At 65.4% G+C, this 24,458-nt stretch carries 19 protein-coding genes; 11 read left to right on the plus strand and 8 right to left on the minus strand.

The features are described from left to right. Nucleotides 1–126: 126 nt before the first annotated feature. Nucleotides 127–1,194, plus strand: a complete 1,068-nt coding sequence (locus FJ949_RS15940) for an FAD-binding oxidoreductase (RefSeq protein WP_140497089.1) — start codon at nucleotides 127–129, stop codon at nucleotides 1,192–1,194. A gap of 42 nt (nucleotides 1,195–1,236) precedes the next feature. Here the strand turns inward: FJ949_RS15940 and FJ949_RS15945 are convergent, their stop codons facing one another. Beyond that, nucleotides 1,237–2,031 carry a class II glutamine amidotransferase gene (locus tag FJ949_RS15945; protein WP_140497091.1) on the minus strand — a complete coding sequence of 265 codons (795 nt, stop codon included), beginning with the start codon at nucleotides 2,029–2,031 and terminating at the stop codon, nucleotides 1,237–1,239. Nucleotides 2,032–2,045: 14 nt separating this feature from the next. Further along, nucleotides 2,046–2,294 carry a DUF6356 family protein gene (locus tag FJ949_RS15950; protein ID WP_140497093.1) on the minus strand — a complete coding sequence of 83 codons (249 nt, stop codon included), beginning with the start codon at nucleotides 2,292–2,294 and terminating at the stop codon, nucleotides 2,046–2,048. A 116-nt stretch (nucleotides 2,295–2,410) separates the two neighbouring features. Here FJ949_RS15950 and FJ949_RS15955 point away from each other — a divergent pair, with 116 nt between their 5' ends. From FJ949_RS15955 to FJ949_RS15975, 5 genes are all read left to right on the plus strand, one after another. Beyond that, nucleotides 2,411–2,881, plus strand: coding sequence for an Lrp/AsnC family transcriptional regulator (locus tag FJ949_RS15955; RefSeq protein WP_140497095.1), 471 nt, complete (start codon nucleotides 2,411–2,413; stop codon nucleotides 2,879–2,881). A gap of 97 nt (nucleotides 2,882–2,978) precedes the next feature. Further along, nucleotides 2,979–3,464 (plus strand): dUTP diphosphatase, encoded by a 486-nt coding sequence (gene dut, locus FJ949_RS15960; RefSeq protein WP_140497097.1) that lies wholly within the window; start codon nucleotides 2,979–2,981, stop codon nucleotides 3,462–3,464. Then, a complete protein-coding gene (locus tag FJ949_RS15965) occupies nucleotides 3,464–4,123 on the plus strand; it encodes an HAD family phosphatase (protein WP_181167621.1) in 660 nt (219 codons plus the stop codon). The genes dut and FJ949_RS15965 overlap by 1 nt, the downstream gene beginning before the upstream one ends. A gap of 152 nt (nucleotides 4,124–4,275) precedes the next feature. Further along, nucleotides 4,276–5,076, plus strand: coding sequence for an oxaloacetate decarboxylase (locus FJ949_RS15970; RefSeq protein ID WP_140497101.1), 801 nt, complete (start codon nucleotides 4,276–4,278; stop codon nucleotides 5,074–5,076). A 13-nt stretch (nucleotides 5,077–5,089) separates the two neighbouring features. Further along, nucleotides 5,090–6,088 (plus strand): proline racemase family protein, encoded by a 999-nt coding sequence (locus FJ949_RS15975; protein WP_140497103.1) that lies wholly within the window; start codon nucleotides 5,090–5,092, stop codon nucleotides 6,086–6,088. 11 nt (nucleotides 6,089–6,099) lie between these two features. Here FJ949_RS15975 and FJ949_RS15980 read toward each other — a convergent pair whose 3' ends face one another. Both FJ949_RS15980 and FJ949_RS15985 read right to left on the minus strand, forming a co-directional pair. After that, on the minus strand, nucleotides 6,100–6,813 hold the full coding sequence (locus FJ949_RS15980; RefSeq protein ID WP_140497105.1) for a sulfate transporter family protein: 714 nt from the start codon (nucleotides 6,811–6,813) through the stop codon (nucleotides 6,100–6,102). Nucleotides 6,814–7,231: 418 nt separating this feature from the next. Continuing rightward, nucleotides 7,232–8,116, minus strand: coding sequence for an EamA family transporter (locus tag FJ949_RS15985; RefSeq protein WP_224705481.1), 885 nt, complete (start codon nucleotides 8,114–8,116; stop codon nucleotides 7,232–7,234). A 217-nt stretch (nucleotides 8,117–8,333) separates the two neighbouring features. On the opposite strand from FJ949_RS15985, the gene FJ949_RS15990 reads away from it, so the two are divergent. Together FJ949_RS15990 and FJ949_RS16000 are read left to right on the plus strand one after the other, a co-directional pair. After that, on the plus strand, nucleotides 8,334–9,326 hold the full coding sequence (locus FJ949_RS15990; RefSeq protein WP_140497109.1) for an adenosine kinase: 993 nt from the start codon (nucleotides 8,334–8,336) through the stop codon (nucleotides 9,324–9,326). A 472-nt stretch (nucleotides 9,327–9,798) separates the two neighbouring features. After that, nucleotides 9,799–10,500: a hypothetical protein gene (locus tag FJ949_RS16000; protein WP_140497113.1), complete on the plus strand. Its 702-nt coding sequence runs from the start codon at nucleotides 9,799–9,801 to the stop codon at nucleotides 10,498–10,500. A gap of 42 nt (nucleotides 10,501–10,542) precedes the next feature. Here the strand turns inward: FJ949_RS16000 and FJ949_RS16005 are convergent, their stop codons facing one another. Then, the gene (locus tag FJ949_RS16005) at nucleotides 10,543–12,822 is read right to left on the minus strand and encodes an NADP-dependent malic enzyme (RefSeq protein WP_140497115.1); all 2,280 of its coding nucleotides are present in this window, start codon (nucleotides 12,820–12,822) and stop codon (nucleotides 10,543–10,545) included. A gap of 217 nt (nucleotides 12,823–13,039) precedes the next feature. Here FJ949_RS16005 and mutS point away from each other — a divergent pair, with 217 nt between their 5' ends. After that, nucleotides 13,040–15,802, plus strand: coding sequence for a DNA mismatch repair protein MutS (gene mutS / locus FJ949_RS16010; protein WP_140497117.1), 2,763 nt, complete (start codon nucleotides 13,040–13,042; stop codon nucleotides 15,800–15,802). A gap of 84 nt (nucleotides 15,803–15,886) precedes the next feature. Here the strand turns inward: mutS and FJ949_RS16015 are convergent, their stop codons facing one another. The 3 genes from FJ949_RS16015 to FJ949_RS16025 all read right to left on the minus strand — a co-directional run bounded on the left by FJ949_RS16015 (nucleotide 15,887) and on the right by FJ949_RS16025 (nucleotide 19,751). Next, nucleotides 15,887–16,732, minus strand: a complete 846-nt coding sequence (locus tag FJ949_RS16015) for an aldo/keto reductase (protein ID WP_140497119.1) — start codon at nucleotides 16,730–16,732, stop codon at nucleotides 15,887–15,889. Nucleotides 16,733–16,810: 78 nt separating this feature from the next. After that, nucleotides 16,811–17,203, minus strand: a complete 393-nt coding sequence (locus tag FJ949_RS16020; protein WP_140497121.1) for a DUF305 domain-containing protein — start codon at nucleotides 17,201–17,203, stop codon at nucleotides 16,811–16,813. A gap of 43 nt (nucleotides 17,204–17,246) precedes the next feature. Continuing rightward, nucleotides 17,247–19,751, minus strand: a complete 2,505-nt coding sequence (locus tag FJ949_RS16025; RefSeq protein WP_140497123.1) for a heavy metal translocating P-type ATPase — start codon at nucleotides 19,749–19,751, stop codon at nucleotides 17,247–17,249. A gap of 187 nt (nucleotides 19,752–19,938) precedes the next feature. Here FJ949_RS16025 and FJ949_RS16030 point away from each other — a divergent pair, with 187 nt between their 5' ends. Next, nucleotides 19,939–22,740, plus strand: a complete 2,802-nt coding sequence (locus tag FJ949_RS16030) for a [protein-PII] uridylyltransferase (RefSeq protein WP_140497125.1) — start codon at nucleotides 19,939–19,941, stop codon at nucleotides 22,738–22,740. 46 nt (nucleotides 22,741–22,786) lie between these two features. After that, the gene (gene murJ, locus FJ949_RS16035) at nucleotides 22,787–24,394 is read left to right on the plus strand and encodes a murein biosynthesis integral membrane protein MurJ (protein ID WP_140497127.1); all 1,608 of its coding nucleotides are present in this window, start codon (nucleotides 22,787–22,789) and stop codon (nucleotides 24,392–24,394) included. The last annotated feature ends 64 nt before the right edge of the window (nucleotides 24,395–24,458 follow it).

The following is a 24,458-nucleotide window of genomic DNA, read 5'->3' on the forward strand; positions in this document are numbered from 1 at the left end:
TCTGTGGCGCGGGCTTCTAGCAGCGCTTTCCCGGCCTGTCGAACAGATTTGCCCGGATCGGTCCGCCGGCTCTTGAGATAGGGAAGACGCGATGGCATCAGAAGACCTGTTCGATGGAGATCCTGCATGAGCAAGAAAGTGATCGTCATCGGCGCCGGCATCATCGGCGCCTCGATCGCCTGGCACCTGGCCAAGGCGGGCGCGCAGGTGACGGTCATTGCCGACAGCGCTGCCGGCGGCGTGGCGACGCCGAACTCGTTTGCCTGGATAAATGCCAGCTGGGGCAATCCGGAACCGTATTTCCGGCTGCGCATCCGCTCCATGGCGGAATGGTCGCGGCTGGCGCAGGACCTGCCCGGCCTTCCGCTCGCCTGGTGCGGCGGGCTGTGCTGGGACTTGCCGGCGGACAAATTGGAGGCCTATGCGGCGGAGCATTCGTCCTGGGGTTATGGCATCAGGCGGGTCGACCGCGCCGGCGCGGTCGGCATCGAGCCCAATCTCGCCGGGCTTCCCGACTTTGCCTTACATGTCGCCGAGGAGGGTGTCGCCGAGCCGGTCGCAGCGGCGAACGCGCTGCTGGCCGACGCCGAACGGCGCGGTGCGCGCTTCGTCTCCAGCACGGTTACGGCGTTGGTCCAAACCGGCGGCAGGACGACGGGTGTGGACACGTCGCATGGGCTGTTTGCAGCCGACGAGGTGGTGATCGCGGCCGGCGTCGGCTCGCCGGAGATTACCGCGACGGCCGGCATAAGGCTACCGATCGAAATGCCGCCCGGCCTGATCGTCCATTCGCGACCTTACAGAAAATTGCTCAACGGTCTGGTGCTGGCCGAGCGGCTGCACATGCGCCAGACGGCGCAAGGCCGCATCATCGCCGGGTCTGATTTTGGCGGTGCCGACCCGGGGATGGATGCGGCGGCGACGGCGCGCGAGCTGTTTGCGGCGGTGCAAGCCATGCTGCGCGGCGGCGATGGCCTGGAACTCGATTTCCATACGGTCGGTTACCGGCCGACGCCGATCGACGGCTTCCCGATCATCGGCCGCGCCGAGGGCATGGACGGCCTCTACATCGCGGTCACGCATTCCGGCATCACGCTGGCGCCGGCGGTCGGCTTGTTCGCGGCGCGCGAAATCCTCGACGGCGAGCGCGATCCGCTGCTGGCGTCCTATGGATTGGGTCGGTTCGCTCAATAGCTTGGTGGACGGCTCTCTACGGCAATTCGCGCCGCGAGGAGGCTACCCGGCCAGCGCCAGCTTCGCCGGGGCCGGCGCAAACGGCTGAATATTCACGCCATCCCTGGTCATGGTGACGAAGCTCGATGGCGGGATCGCCTGCCAGTCGCCGCCTTCACGGTCGAAGGGTTCGGAGACGATGCAGCGGCCGCCGCCCTTGGCGGCGGTATAGAGGGTGGGCGCGTGGTCATCCGTGGCGTAGCGGACCGCGTGGAGCGCCTGCCCGTCGGAAAAGGCGGCCGTCAGCTTCAGCGCCGGCTCGATGCCGGCACGCCGCGAAGCCTCCAGCACGCGGCTGGTGGCACAAGCGACGGCGCCTTGCGGATCGGCGGCCAACCCTTCATCGATCATCAGGAGAAAAAACAGCTCGGAATCGGTGGTGCCCTCGCGCTGGTCGAAGACGGCGTCGGACAGCGAATTTTCCAGCGCGCGGCGGATCTTCTCGAAGCCGCCGATCTGGCCGTTGTGCATGAACGACCAAGGGCCCGAGATGAAGGGATGGCAATTCATGCGGCTGGTGGCGCCGCCGGTCGAGGCGCGCACATGGGCGAGAAACAATCCGGATTTGATCTGTCGGCACAAGCTCTTCAGATTGGGATCGGACCAGGCCGGCAGGATGTCGCGGTAGAGGCCGGGCTCGGGCCGGTCGCCATACCAGGCAAGGCCGAAACCATCGCCATTGGTCGGCGACTTGGCTTCCTCGGCGCAATGGCTCTGGGCGATCAGCGAGTGGCAGGGCGCCGTGAGGATGTTTTCGAGGAAGACCGCTTCACCGAGATAGGCCGCCCACCGGCACATCGCTTCGTCCGTTCCTAAGCGCGGTCCGGAAGGGCCTTGGGCTCCTTGACCGCGTGCGAACCTCTGTTGTGCGTCCGCTCGTAAAGTTCGCGGACGATTTGGCTGGCGGTAGTCTCGAACAGAAATGGCAAGAAAGCGTGAACGAGGGCGGCCCCGGCGGCCGTCAGCAGGCGCGAGGAAAACCAGGCGGCAAAGGCCATGTGACCGAAATAGGTTTCGCCGACCTTGGCCGGATGGGAGGTAAAAATCCTTGCAACCGACATGCAGCTTCCCCTTCAGCGCTTAAAGTTCCTGATATCGGGTATCCTGGCACGGTTCGTCGGTTCATCGGTCTCAAAATGTCCTTGTATTTTGCTTGTTCGTGGGACAAACATCCCACATGGCCATCGAAATCGACGAAATCGACCGGAAATTGCTCGCCGAATTGCAACGCGACGGCACGTTGTCGGTCGATCAGCTGTCCGAACGGGTAGCCTTGTCGCGCAACGCCTGCTGGCGGCGCGTCAAGCGGCTGGAGGAGGATGGCGTCATCACCGGCCGGGTGGCGTTGGTCGATGCCGAGAAGCTCGGGCTCGGCCTCTCCGTGTTCATCCTGGTCCGGACCTCAAATCATGATCCCGAGTGGTTGCAGAAATTCCGGGCGGCGGTGACAGGCTTTTCCGAGATCACCGGAGTCTACCGCATGTCCGGCGACCTCGACTATGTCTTGCGCGCCCGCGTCGCCGACGTGAAGGCCTATGACCGGCTCTACCAGCGGCTGATCGCCAAGGTGGCGCTGTCGGACGTTTCGGCGTCCTTCGTGATGGAGGAGATCAAGGAGACCACAGTGGTGCCGATGGAAGTGCGCTAAGGATTGGCTCCGGCCATAGTGATGCCCGAAAGAAAGCCGTTGATAGGGTCGAGGGCGAATTGACCGAATCGGCAATCGCGCCGATAGGATCGATTTTATGCGCGCAGCCATCCAAAATTCCTCCGTCATCGGTCCGACCGTCGGCTTCGTAAGGTTGCCGCATGGGGAAGGACTCCCCCTCCCTGCCTATGAAAGCCCCGGCGCCGCCGGCATGGACCTGCGCGCGGCGGTGCCCGACGATCGGCCGCTGCTGATCCTGCCGGGAAAACGTGCGCTGGTGCCGACCGGACTGATCCTGGAAATCCCCGAAGGCATGGAAGGCCAGGTGCGGCCGCGCTCCGGCCTTGCCTTCAAACACGGGCTGACCGTCCTCAACACGCCGGGCACGATCGACAGCGACTATCGCGGCGAGGTGAAAGTGCTGCTGGTCAATCTCGGCGACGAGGATTTTGCGGTGACGCGCGGCATGCGCATCGCCCAGATGGTGTTCGCCGCGGTGACGCAGGCGGGCGTCGAAGAGCGCGACCTGGCCGGCGGCACGGCGCGCGGTTCGGGCGGGTTCGGCTCGACCGGCACGGCCTGATGAACATACCGAAACTTGTCATCTTCGACTGCGACGGGATTCTGGTCGATACCGAGAACCTGGCCAACCGGCGTCTCGCCGAATGGCTGAGCGAAGCCGGGTATCCCACCAGCTTTGAATATTGCCGCAAGAACTTCTCCGGCCGCAGCATGGTCTCAGTGCAGAAGCAGATCGAAGAAGAGACCAGCGTCAGGCTCGGCGCAGACTTCGTCGAGCGCTGGAATGCAGGGCTGCCGGACCTGTTCGCCCATGGGGTCGAGGCGATTCCCTATGTCCGGGAGTTCGTCGAGGCTGTCCGCGCGGCCGGCATCGCCTATTGCGTCGCCACCTCGGCCAGGGTGTCGAAAATGCACATCACGCTTGGCCAGACCGGCCTGCTGCCGCTGTTCGAACATGCGATGTTTTCCTCGACCATGGTCGCGCGCGGCAAGCCGTTTCCGGACTTGTTCCTACATGCGGCCAAGACGATGGGCTTTGCGCCTGCCGACTGCATTGTCATCGAGGACAGCGTCGCCGGCACGCAGGCCGGCATCGCCGCCGGCATGCGGGTATTTTCCTATCATGGCGATCCCTACAGCGACCGTGACGGCTTGATGCGAGCCGGCGGCATCCTGTTCGACGACATGCGCACACTGGCCGGACTGGTGCCGATCCACTGATCGGCGCCGTTCTGACGGGGTTGCATGGACGCGCCGGACGAATTGTCAGCAGAGAACGCGAAACGCTTCTGAGCCAACTGCATTCGTTTGCCCGGGCAAGGCGGGCAAGCTAAAATCCGCGCCATCGCACTCAACACGATGGGGGAACTTCCATGGACAAGGGCAAGATCTTTCGCGACCTGCATGCCTCGACCTTCGTCATGCCCAACCCTTGGGACGTCGGCACGACGAAGCTGCTTGGATCCTTCGGTTTCAAGGCGCTGGCGACGACCAGCGCCGGTTTCGCCTTCTCGCGCGGCCTGCCGGACGGCGCGGTGACCTTCGACCAGATGATCCATCATTGCCGCGAGGTGACGGCGGCAACCGAGCTGCCGGTTTCGGCCGACCTGGAACGCGGCAAGGGCGACAGCGCCGAGCAGGCCGCCGAAACCATCTTCGCGGCTGAAGCCGCCGGCCTTGCCGGCTGCTCGATCGAGGACCACACCGGCGACCCGAACAAGCCGATCTATGATTTTTCGCACGCGGTGGAGCGCGTCGCGGCGGCGGCGGAAGCGGCTCGCGCGCTGAAGCGTGATTTCGTCTTCACCGCGCGGGCGGAAAACTTCCTCTGGGGCAAGTCCGACCTCGACGACACCATCAAGCGGCTGCAGGCATTCGAGAAGGCGGGCGCCGACGTGCTCTACGCGCCGGGCATCGGCGACGTCGAGATGGTGCGCACGGTCTGCTCGGCGGTGAGCAAGCCGGTCAACGTCATGGCAAGGCCCGACTTCACCGTTGCCGATCTGACCGCTGCCGGGGCAAAGCGCGTTTCGCTTGGGCCGTGGCTCACCAACTTCGCCTATGGCATGCTGGAAACGGCGGCGCGCGAGATCCAGCAGGACGGCACGTTCGGCTTCGCCCGCGCCGCCATGCCCTTCGGCAAGTTGCAGGCGCTGTTTGGCAAATCGGGATAAGCGGGCCGAACACATGACGCTGACCGTCGTCGACATGCACACCGGCGGCGAGCCGCTGAGGATCGTCACCGGGGGTTATCCCGATATCCCGAAGGGCACGATCCTGGAAAAGCGCGCCCATGTGCGCGACCATTTCGATCATCTCCGGAAAATCCTGATGTTCGAGCCGCGCGGCCATTACGACATGTACGGCGCGCTGCTGGTCGAGCCCGATTTGCCGGGCGCCGACCTTGCCGTGCTGTTCATGCACAATGAGGGCTATTCGACTATGTGCGGCCACGCCATCGTCGCGCTCGGCCGCTATGCCGTCGACGAAGGGCTGGTGACCAAGCGGGAACCGGTGACGATGGTCAACATCGAGGCGCCCTGCGGCATGGTGATTGCCTCGGTCGAGGTGCGCGACGGCAAGGCAGGTGCTGTGTCGTTCGAAAGCGTGCCGGCTTTCTTGTTCGCACGCGACCGCAAGATCGAGCTGCCCGGCTACGGCGCGATCGGCTTCGACATCGCCTATGGCGGCGCCTTCTATGCCCTGGCCGACTGTCACCAGTTCGGATTGGAATTCGGCCGCGATCGGGTGCGCGATTTCGTCGATGCGGCGACGGCGCTGTCCGAAAGGCTGAAGCAGGAATTCCACCTGTCGCACCCCGACCATGCCGACCTCGCCTTTCTCTACGGCACCATTTTGACGGACGGGCGGGATACGTTTTCGGGTGAGCCGACGAAAAACGTCTGCGTCTTCGCCGAGGCGCAGGTCGACCGGTCGCCGACCGGCTCCGGCGTCACCGCCCGGCTGGCGGCGATGCATGCCAAGGGCGAGATCGCAACAGGCCAGACACGCACTTTCGAGAGCATCGCCGGCTCGCGCTTTTCCGGCGCGGTGGCGCGGACGGCGAAAGCCGGACCGCATGAAGCGATCATCGCCCGCGTCGGCGGCCGCGCCTACTATTGCGGCCGGGCGGAATTCATCGTCGAGCCCGACGACGAACTGGGGCGCGGCTTTCTGCTGCGGTAGGGACTGGCGCATCAACGGGACGGCTTGCTCCCCCGATCGGGCCGGGCCGAGATCGCCTTGTGCAGATGCACCATCATGGCTGCGGCGAAGAGCGGCGTCGCCAGGTTGAGCACCGGCACGGCAAGGAAGGCCGCTATCACCAGGCCGGCGAGAAAGACCGTCCCGGCATGGTGCCGGCGCAAGGCCCTGGCCTCTTCTTCCGGACGGAAGCGCATAGCGGCGAATTCGAAGAACTCGCGCCCAAGCAGGTAGCCGTTGACGATGAAAAAGGCGGCGATGTTGATGCCCGGCACCAGCAGGAGCAGCAGGGCAACGATGTTGCCCAAAACGACGACGCCGAAGAACTTTATCGCCAACACCAGCGAGCGCAGCGCCGGCATGGCGCGGCCGGGCGGATCGCCGGGATAGTCGGTACGCTCCACCACTTCGGCGACATCGTCGAGGAACAGCCCGGCGACGACAGCCGTGACCGGCGCGACGAGCAGCGCCATGCCGAAGGCAAGCGCGATGGCCGCGATGATGCCGCCCAGCCAACCGGCCCAGGACGGCAGGCCGGGAAAGAGTGTGTGCAGCCATGGCAGCGCCAGCCACTCGACGAGGCTGGTCAGCCCGAACCACAGGCCGACCAGAGCAAGCACAGTCAGGCCTAACGTCTTGAGGAAGACGGCGCGCAATTCGGGCGAGAACAACTGGCCGGCGGCGGCGCGGGCGGCGCTGGAGATCACGGTGCTTCCTCGCTTCGACGGATTGCCCCTGGGAGGATAGGCAGCAGGTTCGCCGGTCACAAGCTCTATTGCCTGCCGTGGGTCAAGGCGGTCGTTTCAGGTTTCGAACTCTCCGCATCACCCCTCTTGCGAGCGCCGGCGCCGCCCCTCACTGTCCTGCCGGACATCTCTCCCCGTAGAACGGGGAGAGAGGAGCTGGCGGCAACCCCGGTGCCTCCATCGCAACGTAGTGATTGGCGAAATCAGTGATGACAGCGCCCTTCTCCCCATCACTTACGGGGAGTTGGAGGAGCGGTCCGCGAAGCGGACGAAAAGCCAACTGCTTGGCTTTTCGAGTGACGAACGCCGGCAGGCGGATGAGGGGCGGCGCTACCTCGACAATCGGAGCCATTTGGTCTGAGGCGATTGCCCTGTCTGCCTATTGTGCGAGCGCCGGCTTGCGGGTGGGAATGGTCATGGCCGCGACGCCGGCGACGACGAAGGCCATGCCGAGCCAGGCCGTCGAACCCAGGCTTTCGCCAAGGAAAACGGCGCCGATGCCGACGCCGATCGGCACGCGCAGATAGGCCTGCGAGGTCGTGCCGACCGAGCCCAGCGTGTGGATCAGGCGGAAATAGATGACGAAGGCCAGCGCGGTCGAAAACACCGACAGGCCGAGCAAGGCCAGGATCGACGCCGTCGACGGCGCCAAGGTCCAGGGCTGGTCGACGGCGAGGCTGAGCGGCACCAGGATGACGGCGCCGCAGAGCATCGAGCCGGCGGCGGGCAGCATCGGGTCGAGGCCCTTGAAGCCTCGGCCGAAGATCGCCGCCCCCGCATAGCAGACCGTTGCAAGGACGATGGCAAGCTGCGCCCAAAGTTCATGGCCGAGACCGCCCAGCGCCTGTGTGCCCACGATGAGGCAGATGCCGGCAATGCCGGCGCCGACGCCGATCAGTTTGCGCAGCGTCACCGGTTCATGGCGGGTGATGAGCGCGGTCAACAGGAAGGTGAAGATAGGCGACGTCGCGTTGAGGATGGTGGCGAGGCCGGCATCCACCGAGCGCTCGGCGGCGGCGATCAGGGTGAACGGGATGACGCTGTTGAGGCACGCCTGGAAGGCGAAACGACGCCAGCTCGCTGCATCGCCCGGCATGGCGAGCCCGCGCCAGCGGATGATGGCCAGCAGGATCGCGCCCGCGATCAAGGTGCGGGCGGCGATGAACGTCACCGGTGGGATCGTCTCGACGCCGATCTTGATGAACGTATAGGAGGCGCCCCAAAGCACCGCCAGGAGGGCGAGCAGCGCCAGATCGGTGTTCATGTCGTTTCTTGCAGGCATGGGTTTGCCGCCTTCGGGCCGGGATCGAACGGCCCTTTTTAGGCAAAGCCGCGGTGAAATGCTTCGGCCACGACCGAATTGTCGTAGCGCCTAGGCGTCAGGCGATATGAACATGGCCTAGGCAAACCGGTTGCAAATCGCTAGACCCGCGCCCGGCCGGCATGGCAAGAAGCCGGCGCGGATTTTGGCGGAGACATTGATGCCGGACTATGACGTGCTTTGCATCGGCAATGCGATTGTCGACATCATCGCCCAGTGCGAAGAGGAATTCCTGGAGACCAATGGCATCATCAAGGGCGCGATGAACCTCATCGACACGCACCGCGCCGAGCTACTCTACAGCCGCATGGGCCCGGCGATCGAGGCGTCCGGTGGCAGCGCGGGCAACACGGCGGCCGGCGTTGCCTCCTTCGGCGGCCGCGCCGCCTTCTTCGGCAAGGTTTCCAACGATGCTTTGGGCGAAATCTATGCCCACGACATCCACGCCCAGGGCGTCGCCTTCGACACCAAGCCGCTTCAGGGCGAGCCGCCGACGGCGCGCTCGATGATCTTCGTCACCCCCGACGGCGAGCGCTCGATGAACACCTATCTCGGCGCCTGCGTCGAGCTCGGGCCGGAGGACGTCGAGGCCGACAAGGCGTCGGGCGCCAAGGTCACCTATTTCGAGGGTTATCTGTGGGATCCGCCCCGCGCCAAGGAGGCGATCCGGCAGACGGCCAAGCTGGCGCACGCGGCGGGCCGCGAAGTGTCGATGACCTTGTCGGATTCGTTCTGCGTCGACCGCTACCGCGACGAGTTCCTCGACCTGATGCGCTCGGGCACCGTGGACATCGTCTTCGCCAACAGCCACGAGATCAAGTCGCTCTACCAGACCTCGTCCTTCGACGAGGCGCTGGCCCGGATCCGGAAGGACTGCAAAGTCGCCGCCGTGACGCGTTCGGAAAAAGGCTCCGTCATCGCGCGCGGCGACGAGACCGTCGTCATCCAGGCGACCGCCATCAAGGAGCTGGTCGACACGACGGGCGCCGGCGACCTCTATGCCGCGGGTTTCCTGCATGGCTATACGCAGGGCCGCGACCTCAAGACCTGCGGCGATCTCGGCTCACTGGCGGCCGGCCTGGTGATCCAGCAGATCGGGCCGAGGCCAAGGCAGAATCTGCGTCGCGAGGCCGAACTGGCGGGGCTGCTGTAGGGGGGCGGTGAAGCTGCCGATCTCCCCCCTCGTGGGGGAGATGGCCGGCAGGCCAGAGGGGGGCGCTGTCCCGCTGGCATATCCAGGGTTCTACACTGCCGCCAAGCCCGAAATGAACGGCATGAGCGTACTGTCATGTCGGGGCGCCAGTTCGAAGAGTATGGGCACGCGGAAGGGAACCACCGCAACCTAGCGATCCTTCGCGCGCCCCTCTGCCCTGCCGGGCATCTCCCCCACGAGGGGGGAGATCGGCAGCTTCACCGTCGCGCGGCTGTCACACATCGCACCTACACGCAATCTGGGCGCCCTTTGACTGACATTTGGGCGCCCTCAACCAGTTGGGGTGCCAAGATGCAAGAAAGCAAGCTGTCGGGCGGCCGGATTTGTTGCCGCCGCGATTTCCGCTTTCCACATTAGAAATTCAGCAACGGGCGCAGTCGGGGAGGAGCGCTCGCGGCCAGAAGACAGATGCATGAACAGATTTCACATAACCGGTCTTAAACAAGACGACTTCGCGGACATGGTCGCGGAGAAGGTCGAGCGGGCGCTCGCCCACTATGACGAGGCCATCAACAAACCCACCATGGTCTCGGTTGGCAAGATCGCCGGCAGCATAGCGTCAGCCGTCACCTTGCTATCGCCGACGCATCAGCGCGCCATCGATGCCATTCATGCCGACCTTCCGGGGCTGGCGTCGAAATTCGTGCGTGCGCTGGCCGCGGAAGCCGCGCGCCGCAGCGAAGCCGGCTCCGCGGGCGCCACAAATCCGTCGGCGGGTTTCGACGGCCCCGCCTCCCCGCTTCCGCGCACCCAGTCCGACGATCTCGAATCGATGCTGATCGAAGACTGGGCCGGGCGGGTCTCCGGTTCGACCTATCTGGAGGAACACCTGCGCATTGCCCGCTCGACCCTGCACCGCTGGCAAAGGCGGGGCGAGGTGGTCGCCTTGCGCAAGGGCGGCCGCAAGCACGTCTTCCCGCTGGCGCAGTTCGTGGACGGCAGGCCGGTGGCGGGCATTCGAGACGTGCTGTCGTTGATCGGCAATCCGAGGCTGGCATGGCTGTGGCTGACCCGCCCCTCGGCGCCGCTCGACGAGCGCATTCCCATCGACCTGCTGCGGCAAGATCAGGTCAAGGAGGTCGTCGAGGCGGCGCGGGTGTTTTCCGCGGGTTAAGCAGATCCGCCGCAGCTTTCGCATCCGACGCGCGGACCTTCCTCAGGTCCCCGCCGTGTAGGCCGCGATCGCCGCCATGTTGACGATATCGCTGTCCTTGGCGTTCAGCGAGACGATCTGCACCGGCTTGTTCAGCCCGACCAGCAGCGGGCCGATGACCGTCGAGCCGCCGAGCTCCTGCAGCATCTTGGTGGAGATCGAGGCGGAGTGGAAGGCCGGCATGATCAGCACATTGGCCGGGCCGGTCAGCCTCATGAACGGGTATTGCGCCATGGCACGGGCGTTGAGCGCGACGTCGGCGGCCATCTCGCCGTCATACTCGAAATCGACGCGGCGCTTGTCGAGGATGCGCACGGCTTCCTGGATGCGCTCGGAGCGCTCGCCGTGGGGATGGCCGAAGGTGGAATAGGCGAGCATGGCGAGCCTCGGCTCATAGCCCATGCGGCGGGCAAAGCCTGCCGCTTCCTCCGCGATATCGGCGATCTGCTCGGCGTTCGGCATGTCGTGCACGGCGGTGTCGGCGACGATCACGGTGCGGCCACGTGCCAAAACGATCGACACGCCGATGACGCGGTGGCCCGGCTTGGCGTCGATGACGCGCCTGACATCGTCGAGCGCGGTGGAATAGTTGCGGGTGACGCCGGTGACGATGCCGTCGGCATCCCCCAGCGCCACCATGCAGGCGGCGAAATGGTTGCGGTCGTTGTTGATCAGGCGCTGGCAGTCGCGGAACAGGAAACCTTTGCGCTGCATGCGCTCGTAGAGATAATCGGTATAGACCGAATTGCGGCGCGACAGGCGAGCATTGATGATCTCCAGCCCCTGCTTGTCGAGGTCGATGCCGGCGTGCCTGGCGTTCTCCTTGATGACGTCGTCGCGGCCGAGCAGGATGGCGGTGCCGAGCCGCTGGTTCACATAGGAGACGGCGGCGCGCATCACCTGCTCCTCCTCGCCCTCGGCGAAGACGATGCGCTTGGGCTGGCGGCGCACACGGTCGTAAATGCGCTGCAAGGTCGAGGCGATCGGATCACGGCGGGCCGACAGCTCCTGCGCGTAGCGGTCGAGATCGAGGATCGGCTTGCGGGCGACGCCAGAATCCATCGCCGCCCTGGCGACGGCCAGCGGAATGGCCGAGATCAGGCGCGGATCGAACGGCACCGGGATGATGTAGTTGGGGCCGAATTTCGGCCGGTTGCCCTGGTAGGCTGCGGCGACGTCGTCGGGCACGTCCTTGCGTGCCAGGTCGGCAAGCGCACGCGCGGCGGCGATCTTCATGTCGTCATTGATGGTGGTGGCCCGCACATCCAGCGCGCCGCGGAAAATATAGGGGAAGCCGAGCACGTTGTTGACCTGATTGGGATAATCCGAACGCCCGGTCGCCATGATGGCGTCGGTGCGGATCTCCGCCACTTCCTCGGGCGTGATCTCGGGATCGGGGTTGGCCATGGCGAAGATGATCGGGTTCTTGGCCATGGAACGCACCATGGCGGTGGTCAGCGCGCCCTTGGCGGAAAGGCCGAGGAAGACGTCGGCGCCGTCCAGCGCCTCGGCCAGCGACCGCGCGTCGGTCTTGACCGCATGCGCCGACTTCCACTGGTTCATGCCTTCGGTGCGGCCCTGGAAGACCACGCCCTTGGTGTCGCACAGGATGATGTTTTCGGGCGCAAAGCCCATCGCCTTCATCAGCTCGATACAGGCGATGCCGGCCGCACCGGCGCCGTTGCAGACCATCCTGGTGGTCTTCATGTCGCGGCCGGTGATCTCCAGCGCGTTGATCAGGCCGGCGGCCGAGATGATGGCGGTGCCGTGCTGGTCGTCGTGGAAGACCGGGATGTCCATCAGCTCGCGCAACCGCTGCTCGATGATGAAGCATTCCGGCGCCTTGATGTCCTCCAGGTTGATGCCGCCGAAGGAGGGCCCAAGGAAGCGCACGCAGTTGATGAACTCGTCGGCGTCCTCGGTGTCGACCTCGAGGTCGATGGAATCGACGTCGGCGAAGCGCTTGAACAGCACCGCCTTTCCCTCCATGACCGGCTTGGAGGCCAGCGCGCCGAGATTGCCCAAGCCCAGGATCGCGGTGCCGTTGGAGATGACGGCGACCATGTTGCCGCGCGACGTGTAGTCGAAGGCGCGGCTGGGATCCTCCGCGATGGCCAGCACCGGCACGGCAACGCCAGGCGAATAGGCGAGGCTCAAATCGCGCTGCGTGGCCATCGGCTTGGTGGCGACGATCTCGAGCTTGCCGGGCCGCCCCATGGCGTGGAATTCGAGCGCTTCCTGCGCGCTGACGGACGGACCGCTGTTTTCGGTTTTCCTTGCCATGATGCTTTTGATTTCCTCGCCATGCGGCACCTCCTTGAGGCGGGTGCCTTGTGTGATTCCGAATTAAGACTACGCGCCGCCGCGTGTAAACCGCCAAGCGTTACCGAACTGGCGTCGGAAGGACGCATGGCGTTCAATGGTGGTTGATCTCCGTTCTTCCCCTGCTTTTCCAATGGCCGGCATTAAACCCCGCCGCCACATCTGCTAGCGTGAGCGCATGAACATGCACATTCAAAACGAACCGGACGCTCCCGAGGCGATCACGCCGGCAGCCGCTGGCGGCGTCACGCCGATGATGGAGCAGTTCATCGAGATCAAGGCGGCGAACCCGGATTCGCTGCTGTTCTACCGTATGGGCGATTTCTACGAGCTGTTCTTCGAGGATGCGGAGAAGGCGAGCCGGGCGCTCGGCATCGTGCTGACCAAGCGCGGCAAGCATCAGGGACACGACATCCCGATGTGCGGCGTGCCAGTGCATGCGGCGGACGACTATCTGCAGAAACTGATCGCGCAGGGTTTCCGCGTTGCCGTCTGCGAGCAGATCGAGGATCCGGCCGAAGCCAAGAAGCGCGGCTCCAAATCGGTGGTGCGCCGCGATGTGGTGCGGCTGGTGACGCCTGGCACCATCACCGAGGACAAATTGCTGGCGCCGTCGGAATCGAGCTTCCTGATGGCGCTGGGACGGGTGAAGGGCAGCAGCGATGCAAGAGGCGGGGAGCGCGGCGGCGCGACCGGGAACCAGGGGAGCTTTGCCCTGGCCTGGATCGACATTTCGACCGGGGCTTTCCGGGTCACAGACACCACCGCCGACCGGCTGCTGGCCGACATCTTCCGCGTCGATCCGCGCGAACTGATCGTCGCCGAGCCGGTGTTCCACGATCCCGAATTGCGATCGGTATTCGACGTGCTCGGCCGCGTCGCCAACCCGCAGCCGCCGAGCCTGTTCGATTCGGCCTCGGCCGCCGGGCGCATCGCCCGCTTCTTCGAGGTGGCGACGCCGGACAGTTTCGGCGCGTTTTCCCGCGCCGAGCTGTCGGCGATCTCGGGCGCCATCGCCTATGTCGAAAAGACGCAGAAGGCCGAGCGGCCGCCGCTGTCGCGGCCCGAGCGCGAGGAGGCCGGCTCGACTTTGTTCATCGACCCGGCGACGCGCGGCAACCTGGAACTGCTGCGCACGCTGTCGGGTAGCCGTGAAGGCTCATTGTTCAAGGCGATCGACCGCACGGTGACCGGCGGCGGCGCCAGGCTGCTCGCCGATCGGCTGATGGCGCCGCTGACCGATCCGGCGGCAATTGCCGCGCGGCTGGATTCGGTGTCGTTCTTCCGTTCCGAGACGCGGCTTTGCCAGGCGGTGCGAGCGAGCCTGAAGAGCGTCGCCGACATGCCGCGCGCGCTGTCGCGGCTGGCGCTCAACCGCGGCGGCCCGCGCGACCTCGGCGCGCTGCGCGCCGCCTTCGAGGCGGCCGGCGCGATCGCGGAGGTCTTTGCCGCGACCGCCCTGCCCCAGGAATTGGCGGCGGCGCTCGCCGCCATCCGGGCGCTGCCGCACGCGCTTGCCGGGCATCTGACGCAGGCACTTGGCGAGGAACTGCCGCTGCTGAAGCGCGACGGCGGCTTCATCCGAGGCGGCTACAACGCCGAGCTCGACGAGATGCGGGCGCTACGCGACGAGTCGCGAAAAGTGATCGCCGGGCTGGAGCGTTCGCTGATCGAGGAGACCGGCATTCGGTCCCTGAAGATCCGGCACAACAATGTGCTCGGCTACTACATCGAGGTGACCGCCAACCATCACGCGGTGATGACCGGCAGCGATGGCGCCAAGGCGCGCTTCATCCATCGCCAGACCATGGCCAACGCCATGCGCTTCACCACGACGGAGCTGGCGGAGCTGGAAACAAAGATCGCCAATGCCGCCGACCGGGCGCTGAGCATCGAGCTTGCCGCCTTCGACGCGCTGACGGCGGAAGCGGTCGGCGAAGCGGAGAAGATCCGCGCCGCGGCCGATGCGCTCGCCGTGCTGGACGTGTCGGCGGCGCTCGCGCTTTTGTCGGAAAGCGAGGCCTGGTGCCGGCCGCTGGTCGATGCCAGCCTTGCCTTCGAGATTTCGGGTGGGCGCCATCCCGTGGTCGAACAGGCGCTGCGGCGCTCGGGCGAAGGGCCGTTCGTGGCCAATGACTGCGACCTGTCGCCGGAGGGCAGCGCCAAGAACGGCGCGATCTGGCTGCTGACCGGCCCCAATATGGGCGGTAAATCAACATTCCTGCGGCAGAACGCGCTGATCGCCATCCTGGCCCAGACCGGCTCTTTCGTCCCGGCGACATCGGCCCATATCGGCGTCGTCGACCGCCTCTTTTCCCGCGTCGGCGCCTCGGACGATCTGGCGCGCGGCCGATCGACCTTCATGGTCGAGATGGTCGAGACGGCGGCGATCCTTAACCAGGCCGGCGAACGGGCGCTGGTAATCCTCGACGAGATCGGCCGCGGCACCGCCACGTTCGACGGCCTGTCGATCGCCTGGGCCGCGGTGGAATATCTGCACGAGAAGAACCGCTGCCGGGCGATCTTCGCCACGCATTTCCACGAAATGACCTCGCTTGCCGGCAAGCTGGCGCGGCTCCACAACGTCACCATGCGGGTCAAGGAATGGGAGAACGACGTCGTCTTCCTGCACGAGGTCGGCAAGGGCGCGGCCGACCGCTCCTACGGCGTCCAGGTGGCGCGGCTGGCCGGCCTGCCGGAGGCGGTGGTGGACCGTGCCAAGGAAGTGCTGCACCAGCTCGAGGAAGGCGAGGTTTCGGGCAAGACCAACCGGCTGGTCGACGACCTGCCGCTGTTTTCAGTGGCGGTGAAGCGGGAAGCGCAGAAGCCGGTCAAGAGCGACGCGCTGGGCGTCGCACTCAGTGACATCAATCCCGATGAGATGACGCCGAGGGAAGCGCTGGAAGCGCTTTATCGGTTGAAGGGGTTGGCGGGGACGTAAATTGAACCTGCTGGCACGGCGGTATCGCCGAAACCGCCAATCTCCCCCCTCGAGGGGGGAGATTGGCAGCTTCACCGACAACGCTCAGATCATCTCCAGCCCGCGTTTGCGGCTCGGCGGCGGGAAGGCGCGGTCGAGGTCGGCGAGGTCTTCGCGCGTAAGCTCGATGTCGAGTGTCGCGACATTCTGGCGGACATGGTCCTGGCTGCTGGCCTTGGGAATGGCGATGACGCCATCCTGGTGCATCACCCAGGCCAGTGCGATTTGTGCCGCGGTCGCACCGTGGCGGGCTGCGACCGCGTCTGAACTGGCGTTGCGCGCCAAGGCGCCCTGCTCGACCGGCGAATAGGCCATAAGAGGAATTCCGCGTTTCCGGTTCCAGGGCGCCAGATCGAACTCAAGGCCGCGCCGGACCAGATTGTAGAGCACCTGGTTGGTCTGGACGTTGCCGCCGTCGGGCAGGCCGACCAGCTCTTCCATCTCCCCTGTGTCGAAATTGCTGACGCCCCAGTGGCGGATCTTGCCGGCTTTCTTCAGCGCCTCGAAGGCTTCGACCGTTTCCGCCAGTGGCACGCTGCCCGGCCAATGCAGCAGATAAAGATCGATGCGGTCGGTCGCGAGGCGCTTCAGGCTGTTCTCGCAGGCGCGCTGCGCACCGGCGCGCGAGGCGTTGGACGGCAGCACCTTCGAGACCAGGAAGACCTCGGCACGCTGCCCGGCAATGGCTTCGGCCACCACCTCCTCGGCGCCGCCGCTGGCGTACATTTCGGCGGTGTCGATCAGCTTGACGCCGAGATCGAGGCCAAGCTTGAGGGCATTCACCTCCTCCGCGCGGCGGCGCGAATCCTCGCCCATTTTCCAGGTGCCCTGGCCGAGAACGGGGATGGCTTCGCCGCAGGGCAGCGTGGTGGTTCTGATGCTCGATGGCATGGCAGGCTCCCGTTGAGACCGGATCGCATCACAGGCCGGGCGAGAAATCCAGAGGCGTTCTCGCCGAGCCCAGAAAGCTTACTTCACCGGGTGGGCGGCGAGCCAGTCCTGCATCTGCTTGATCTCGGCTTCCTGCGCCGCGATGACCGCCTCGGCCAGCTTGCGGATCTCGGGGTCCTTGCCGTTGGCGAGTTCGACCTTGGCCATGTCGATGGCGCCCTGGTGGTGCGGGATCATGCCGCGGACGAATTCGACGTCGGCATCGCCGGTGTATTTGGAGGCCATCATGTCGGCGTGCATCTTGTCCATAGCCGCCTTGTAGCCTGCGGTCGACGGGCCTTCCGCCCCCGTCGCCATGCCGGCCATGTCGTGCTTCATCTCTTCGCTCTGTGCGGGAACGCTTTCGAGGAAGACGGCAACCAGCATTCCAGCCGTCATCAGCAGCAGCACGATTTTCTTGGCCAAGGTCATTGATGGTCTCCTGTTGATCGGGTTTCGTATTTGGGGGATCGGCTCAAAGTTTCAATGTCCTCAGCCGCAACGCATTGGCGATCACTGAAACCGAGGACAGGCTCATCGCCGCCGCCGCCAGCATCGGCGACAACAGCGTGCCGGTCAGCGGATAGAGCACGCCGGCCGCAACCGGCACGCCAAGCACATTGTAGAGGAAGGCGAAGAACAGGTTCTGCCTGATATTGCGGATGGTCGCCTGCGCCAGTGTGCGGGCACGCACGATGCCGTTGAGGTCGCCCTTGACCAAAGTGATGCCGGCGCTTTCGACGGCGACATCGGCGCCGGTGCCCATGGCGATACCGACATCGGCGGCGGCCAAGGCCGGTGCGTCGTTGACGCCGTCGCCGGCCATGGCGACGGCGGCGCCCTTGCCGCGCAATTCCTCGACCAGCGCGCCCTTCTGTTCCGGCAACAGGCCGGCGCGGACTTCGTCGATGCCGAGACTCCTGGCGATCGCGTTTGCCGTGCGCTCATTGTCGCCGGTCGCCATGATGATCCTCAAGCCGCTGTCGTGCAGGGCCTTGATCGCCTCGGCGGTGGTCGCCTTGACCGGATCGGCGACGGCCACGATGCCGGCCAATTTCCTGTCCACGACGACGAACATCGCCGTCTTGCCATCGCCTTGCAGCGCCTTGGCCGCGGCCGAAACGGTGGACACGTCGACACCGAGATCACGCATCATCGCGGCGTTGCCGAGCGCTACATTCCTGCCCGAAACGGCACCGGAAACACCCTTGCCGGTGACCGCCTCGAAGCCATTGGCTTCGGCGACCCTTACACCGCGGGTCGCGGCGCCTTCGACAATAGCCTCGGCCAGGGGATGCTCCGAGCCCTTCTCCAGGCTCGCGGCGAGGCCCAGCAATTCCTCCTCCGAAAACCGATCGGCCGCCACGACATCCGTCAGTTTCGGCCGGCCTTCGGTCAGTGTCCCCGTCTTGTCGACGATCAGCGTATCGACGGAAGCGAAGCGTTCGAGCGCGGCGGCCTCCTTGATCAGCACGCCGGCATGCGCGCCGCGTCCGGTAGCGGTCATGATCGACATCGGCGTGGCGAGGCCCAGAGCACAGGGACAGGCGATGATCAACACCGAGACCGCCGAGACGATGGCGAAGATCAGGCTGGGCTCTGGGCCGAAGACCGCCCAGGCGGCGAACGCGGCGATGGCGACCAGAACGACAGCCGGGACAAAGTAGAAGGAAACGCGGTCGGCCAAGCCTTGTATCGGGGCGCGCGAACGCTGCGCCTTGGCGACCAGCTCGACGATGCGCGAGAGCGTGGTCTCGGCGCCGATCCGCTCGGCGCGCATGATCAGCGAGCCGTTCTTGTTGAGCGTGCCGCCGGTGAGGGTATCACCTTCGGCTTTCTCGACCGGCAACGGTTCGCCCGTGATCATGGATTCGTCGATGGAAGAGCGGCCTTCGAGCACGGTGCCATCGACCGGCACGGCATCGCCGGGCCGGATGCGCAGGCGCTCGCCGGCCTTGACGCTGTCCAGCGGCACATCGCTCTCCGAACCGTCCTCTCCTATGCGGCGGGCGGTCTTGGGCGCAAGGTCGAGCAGGGCGCGGATGGCCGAGCCGGTCTTTTCGCGGGCGCGCAGTTCCAGCACCTGGCCGAGAAAGACCAGCGCGACGATGACGGCTGCGGCCTCGAAATAGACCGGCACCGCCCCGCCATGGCCGCGGAACTGATGCGGAAAAATGTCCGGGAACAGCGTCGCGACGACGCTGTAGAGATAGGCCGCACCGACGCCGAGCGAAATCAGCGTCCACATGTTCGGGCTGCGGTTGCGGATCGAATCCCAACCACGATGAAAGAACGGAAATGCGGCCCAAAGCACGACCGGGCTCGCGAGCGCCAGCTCGATCCAGACTTTTGTCCGGTCATCGACCAGCTTCTCGAACGACAGACCGATCATCGGCGCCATGGCGACGATGAGAAGGGGCACCGAGAGCACCGCACTGACCCAGAACCGCCTGGTGAAATCGACCAGTTCGGGATTTGGCCCCTCGTCACCGGTCGGAACGCCCATCGGCTCGAGAGCCATGCCGCAGATCGGGCAGGAGCCGGGCTTGTCACGGATGATCTCGGGATGCATCGGGCAAGTGTATTGCGTGCCCTTCGGCATCGCTTCCGGCGCCGGTCTGTCGCCGAGATAGGTTTGCGGCGCCGCCTCGAATTTCGACTTGCAGCCGGCGGAGCAGAAATAGAAGCCCTGGCCGTCATGGCGCAGAAAATGCTTTGCCGTGGCGCGGTCCACGCTCATGCCGCAGACGGGGTCGGTGGCGGTCAGGTATGTTTCCGGCTTGGCCCGGAATTTCGAACGGCAGCTTTCGCTGCAGAAATGATAGAGACGGCCAGCATGCTGCGATGTCGGCTTGCCGGCGGCTGGATCGACGGTCATGCCGCAGACCGGATCGCGTGTGACGGCGCCCGCATCCACGGCCGCACCTTTTGCCGCGCAGCAACCACCATGCGCGTGATGATCGTGATCTGAATGCGTCATTTCGAATGCCTCTATCAAACTGCTTCGAGCCGGAGGTAGTCCTTCCAGTAACTGGAAGGTCAAGGACTGGCTTGAATTTTATTGTCGCGGGTGTCCCGCACCATGGAAACGCGTCAACCCGCCCCCATACCCAGCGCCGCGGAAACGCGCTATAGACGCCGCCCAAAAGGCAAGGCCAACCGGTACCATGGCGAAAATCTCCTTGAAGCTCGATGAACTGATCGACGGCGACGCCTTGCGCCGCGAGATGACCGCGCTGACGGCGGCCACGACCGGGGACGGCTCCGGATCGGCCGCCCGCGCCGGGGTTCTCCAGCTTCTCAAGGGCCGGCTCGCCGCGGGCCGCAAAACAGCCGAGGCCATGCTGAAGCAGGATGGCGGCGGCAATGCCTGCGCCGAGCGGCTGTCGCATCTGATGGATGAGCTGATCCGGGCGCTCTACGATTTTGTCGCGACCCATGTCTACCGGGTAAAGAACCGGTCGGTCGCCGAACGCATGGCCGTCGTCGCGGTCGGCGGCTATGGGCGCGGCACGCTGGCGCCGGGATCCGACATCGACCTCCTGTTCCTGCTGCCCTACAAGCAGACGCCGTGGGGCGAACAGACAGTCGAATACATGCTCTACATGCTGTGGGACCTCGGGCTGAAGGTCGGCCACGCGACCCGCAACATCGAGGAATGCCTCAGGCTGTCGCGCACCGACATCACCATCCGCACCTCGATCCTGGAAGCGCGCTTCCTGTGGGGTGAGCAGAAGCTCTACGACGAACTGATGCTGCGCTTCGACCATGAGGTGGTGCGCACCACCGGACCGGAATATGTGCAGGCCAAGCTCGCCGAACGCGACGAGCGCCATGCCAAGGCCGGCGAAAGCCGCTATCTGGTCGAGCCCAACGTCAAGGACGGCAAGGGCGGCCTGCGCGACCTGCAGACGCTGTTCTGGATCGGCAAATATTTCTACCGGGTGCGCACCGGCGAGGAGCTGGTCGAGAAGGGCGTCTTCACGCAGGCCGAATACCGCGAATTCCAGAAGGCCGAGGATTTCCTGTGGGCCGTGCGCTGCCACATGCACTTCCTCACCGGCAAGGCCGAGGAGCGGCTGCATTTCGACATCCAGCGCGAGATCGCGGAGCGGCTGGGCTACACCACGCATCCCGGCCTGTCGGCGGTCGAGCGCTTCATGAAGCACTATTTCCTCGTCGCCAAGGATGTCGGCGACCTGACCCGCATCTTCTGCGCCGCGCTCGAAGAGGAGCAGGCCAAGCATGTGCCGGGCTTCAACCGCATCTTCCTCACCTTCCAGCGCCGCAAGCGCAAGCTTGCCGGCACGTCGGATTTCATCGTCGACAACCACCGTATCAACATCGCCGACGACCAGGTGTTCGAGCGCGATCCGGTCAATCTGCTCAGGCTGTTCTGGTTCGCCGACAAGCACGGGCTGGAGTTTCACCCCGACGCGCTGAAGCTGCTCACCCGCTCGCTCGGCCTGGTCAACAAATCGCTCCGGCGCGACGAGGAGGCCAACCGGCTGTTCCTCGACATCCTGACCTCGGACCGCAATGCCGAGCTCAACCTGCGCCGCATGAACGAGGCGGGGCTGCTGGGCCGGCTGATCCCTGATTTCGGCAAGATCGTCGCCATGATGCAGTTCTCGATGTACCACCACTACACGGTCGACGAGCATCTGATCCGCTGCATCGGCGTGCTGGCCGAGATCGAGCGCGGCGACGGCGAGAAGGTGCATCCGCTGTCGCATTCGCTGATGCCGGGACTGAGAAAGAGCCGCGAAGCGCTCTACGTCGCCGTGCTGCTGCACGACATCGCCAAGGGCAGGCCGGAGGACCATTCGGAAGCCGGCGCGCGGATCGCCCGGCGCATCTGCCCGCATATGGGACTTTCGACCGCCGACACCGAAACGGTGGCCTGGCTGGTCGAGAACCATCTGGTCATGTCGATGACGGCGCAGACGCGCGATCTCAACGATCGCAAGACGATCGAGGACTTCGCCTCGATCGTGCAGTCCGTCGAGCGGCTGAAGCTGCTTCTCATCCTCACCGTCTGCGACATCAGGGGCGTCGGACCGGGCGTCTGGAACGGTTGGAAGGGCCAGTTGCTGCGCACGCTGTACTACGAGACCGAACTGCTGCTCACCGGCGGCTTCTCGGAAGTGTCGCGCGCCCAGCGCACGGCGGCGGCGCGCGAGTGCCTGGCCGAAGCGCTCGCCGGCTGGCCCGACAAGATCCGCAAACGCTATGTCGGCCTGCACTATGAGAATTACCTGCTGACCGTCGACCTGCCGGACCAGCTTCGCCACGCCGAATTCATCCGCGAGGCGGATGCGTCCGGCAACAAGCTTGCCACCATGGTCAAGACGCACCAGTTCGAGGCGGTGACCGAGATCACCGTTTTGGCGCAGGACCATCCGCGCCTGCTGTCGGTGATCGCCGGCGCCTGTGCGGCGGCCGGCGGCAACATCGTCGACGCGCAGATCTTCACCACCTCGGACGGCCGCGCGCTGGACACGATCCTGATCTCGAGGGAGTTCGACCGCGACGAGGACGAGCGCCGGCGTGCCGAGCGCGTCGGGCGGCTGATCGAGGACGTGCTGTCGGGCAAGAGCTGGCTCCCGGAGATGATCGAGAAGCGCACCAAACCCAAGCGCGGCGCCAAGGTCTTCCGGATCGCGCCGCGCGCCGAAATCCGCAACACGCTGTCGAACCGATTTTCGGTGATCGAGGTCGAAGGGCTGGACCGGCCGGGCCTGTTGTCGGAGATCACCGGAACGCTGTCCGACCTGTCGCTCGACATCGCGTCGGCCCACATCACCACCTTCGGCGAAAAGGTGATCGATACGTTCTATGTCACCGATCTCACCGGCCAGAAGATCGACAGCCCGTCACGCACCACCACCATCCGCAACCGGCTGACGGCGACGCTCGAGGGCACGGCCTCCGAACGCGGCAGCAGGACCAAGGCGGCCGCCGAGTGAGCGCCACCATCACTTTGTCCCAATCGCGCAGGCAGTCTCCAAACGCATGAGCCTCGTCAAGAAATTCGCAACGGTCGCTTCCGGCACGCTGATGAGCCGCGCGCTCGGTTTCGGCCGCGAGATGCTGATGGCGGCAGCACTGGGCACCGGACCGGTGGCCGACGCCTTCAACGCCGCCTTCCAGTTTCCCAACACCTTTCGCCGGCTGTTCGCCGAAGGCGCCTTCAACGCCGCCTTCGTGCCGCTGTTCGCCAAGGAGATCGAGACGCACGGCACCGACGGCGCCAAGCGCTTTTCAGAGGAAGTGTTCGGGGTGCTGTTCACGGCGCTGCTGGCGCTGACCATCGCCATGGAACTGGCGATGCCGCTGATCGTGCGCTACCTGGTGGCGCCGGGTTTCGCCGACACGCCGGGGAAGTTCGAGACGACCGTCACGCTGGCGACGATCATGTTCCCCTATCTCATCTGCATGTCGCTGGCCGCCATGATGGCGGGCATGCTGAATTCGCTGCGCCGCTATTTCGCCGCGGCGATCGCGCCTGCCTTTCTCAACATCATCCTGATCAGCGTGCTTGGCTATGCCTGGTATCATGGGCTGGATGCGCATGCCGTCGGCTTCAGCCTGTCCTGGGGCGTTCTGGCGGCGGGCCTCGTGCAGCTCGCCATCGTCTGGGTGGCGGTTCGCAACGCGGGGATCTCGATCGGTTTCCGCCGGCCGAAGATGACGCCGAACGTGAAGCGGCTCCTGATCCTGGCGCTGCCGGCGGCGATCACCGGCGGCATCACCCAGATCAACCAGCTGATCGGCACCGCCATCGCGTCGGCGCAGGACAGCGCCGTCTCCTCGCTCGCCTATGCCGACCGCGTCTACCAGCTGCCACTTGGCGTGGTCGGCGTCGCCGTTGCGATCGTGCTGTTGCCGGAACTGTCGCGGGCGCTGAAGTCGGGCAATCTGATCGAGGCGGCCAATCTGCAAAACCGCTCGGTCGAATTCACCTTGTTCATGACCTTGCCGGCTGCGGTGGCGCTCTGGGTCATGTCTGAGCCGATCGTGCGGCTGGTCTATGAGCGCGGCGCGTTCGCCGCCAACCATTCGACGCCTGTCGTGGCGGCGATCCTGGCGATCTTCGGGCTTGGCCTGCCGGCCTTCGTGCTGATCAAGGCGTTCACCCCGGGCTATTTCGCCCGCGAGGACACACGCACGCCAATGATCTTCGCCGCCATCTCGGTGGCGGTGAACGTCGCCACCGCGCTGACGCTGTTTCCGAGGATGGGCGCGCCCGGCATCGCCGTGGCCTCGGCGGTGGCCGGCTGGGTCAACGCGCTGATGCTGCTCGGGGTGCTGATCCGGCGCGGCCATTGGGGCCGCGACGTGCCGCTTCTGAAGCGCATTCCGCGTCTGGTGCTCTCGGCGGGGGTGATGGGCGTCGCCCTCTATTTCGCCGAACACTGGCTGAGCGCCAGCCTCGGCTCCGGCTCGCCGCTGGTCGTCAAGGCGACGACGCTGCTGGGGCTGGTGGCCGGCGGGGCGCTGCTCTACTTCGTCACGGCCTTTGCCAGCGGCGGCGCCGATTTCGGCATGATCCGCCGCAATGTGAAGCGCGGCTCAGGCAAAGCGACACCACCAGCCGTAAACGCCGAGCTGGACGAGTAGGCCGGGCAGCCCGACTGCAATAGCAGTCTTGATCGCAGCGTCATGTTCGTCCATAAGCGCGCCG

This window comes from Mesorhizobium sp. B2-4-1 (genome assembly GCF_006442185.1).
Taxonomy (GTDB): domain Bacteria; phylum Pseudomonadota; class Alphaproteobacteria; order Rhizobiales; family Rhizobiaceae; genus Mesorhizobium.

Coding starts and splice junctions, on each gene's coding strand:
- FJ949_RS15940 (WP_140497089.1), top strand. CDS start 127: ATGAGCAAGAAAGTGATCGTCATCGGCGCCGGCATCATCGGCGCCTCG.
- FJ949_RS15945 (WP_140497091.1), bottom strand. CDS start 2,031: ATGTGCCGGTGGGCGGCCTATCTCGGTGAAGCGGTCTTCCTCGAAAAC.
- FJ949_RS15950 (WP_140497093.1), bottom strand. CDS start 2,294: ATGTCGGTTGCAAGGATTTTTACCTCCCATCCGGCCAAGGTCGGCGAA.
- FJ949_RS15955 (WP_140497095.1), top strand. CDS start 2,411: ATGGCCATCGAAATCGACGAAATCGACCGGAAATTGCTCGCCGAATTG.
- dut (WP_140497097.1), top strand. CDS start 2,979: ATGCGCGCAGCCATCCAAAATTCCTCCGTCATCGGTCCGACCGTCGGC.
- FJ949_RS15965 (WP_181167621.1), top strand. CDS start 3,464: ATGAACATACCGAAACTTGTCATCTTCGACTGCGACGGGATTCTGGTC.
- FJ949_RS15970 (WP_140497101.1), top strand. CDS start 4,276: ATGGACAAGGGCAAGATCTTTCGCGACCTGCATGCCTCGACCTTCGTC.
- FJ949_RS15975 (WP_140497103.1), top strand. CDS start 5,090: ATGACGCTGACCGTCGTCGACATGCACACCGGCGGCGAGCCGCTGAGG.
- FJ949_RS15985 (WP_224705481.1), bottom strand. CDS start 8,116: ATGAACACCGATCTGGCGCTGCTCGCCCTCCTGGCGGTGCTTTGGGGC.
- FJ949_RS15990 (WP_140497109.1), top strand. CDS start 8,334: ATGCCGGACTATGACGTGCTTTGCATCGGCAATGCGATTGTCGACATC.
- FJ949_RS16000 (WP_140497113.1), top strand. CDS start 9,799: ATGAACAGATTTCACATAACCGGTCTTAAACAAGACGACTTCGCGGAC.
- FJ949_RS16005 (WP_140497115.1), bottom strand. CDS start 12,822: ATGGCAAGGAAAACCGAAAACAGCGGTCCGTCCGTCAGCGCGCAGGAA.
- mutS (WP_140497117.1), top strand. CDS start 13,040: ATGAACATGCACATTCAAAACGAACCGGACGCTCCCGAGGCGATCACG.
- FJ949_RS16015 (WP_140497119.1), bottom strand. CDS start 16,732: ATGCCATCGAGCATCAGAACCACCACGCTGCCCTGCGGCGAAGCCATC.
- FJ949_RS16020 (WP_140497121.1), bottom strand. CDS start 17,203: ATGACCTTGGCCAAGAAAATCGTGCTGCTGCTGATGACGGCTGGAATG.
- FJ949_RS16025 (WP_140497123.1), bottom strand. CDS start 19,751: ATGACGCATTCAGATCACGATCATCACGCGCATGGTGGTTGCTGCGCG.
- FJ949_RS16030 (WP_140497125.1), top strand. CDS start 19,939: ATGGCGAAAATCTCCTTGAAGCTCGATGAACTGATCGACGGCGACGCC.
- murJ (WP_140497127.1), top strand. CDS start 22,787: ATGAGCCTCGTCAAGAAATTCGCAACGGTCGCTTCCGGCACGCTGATG.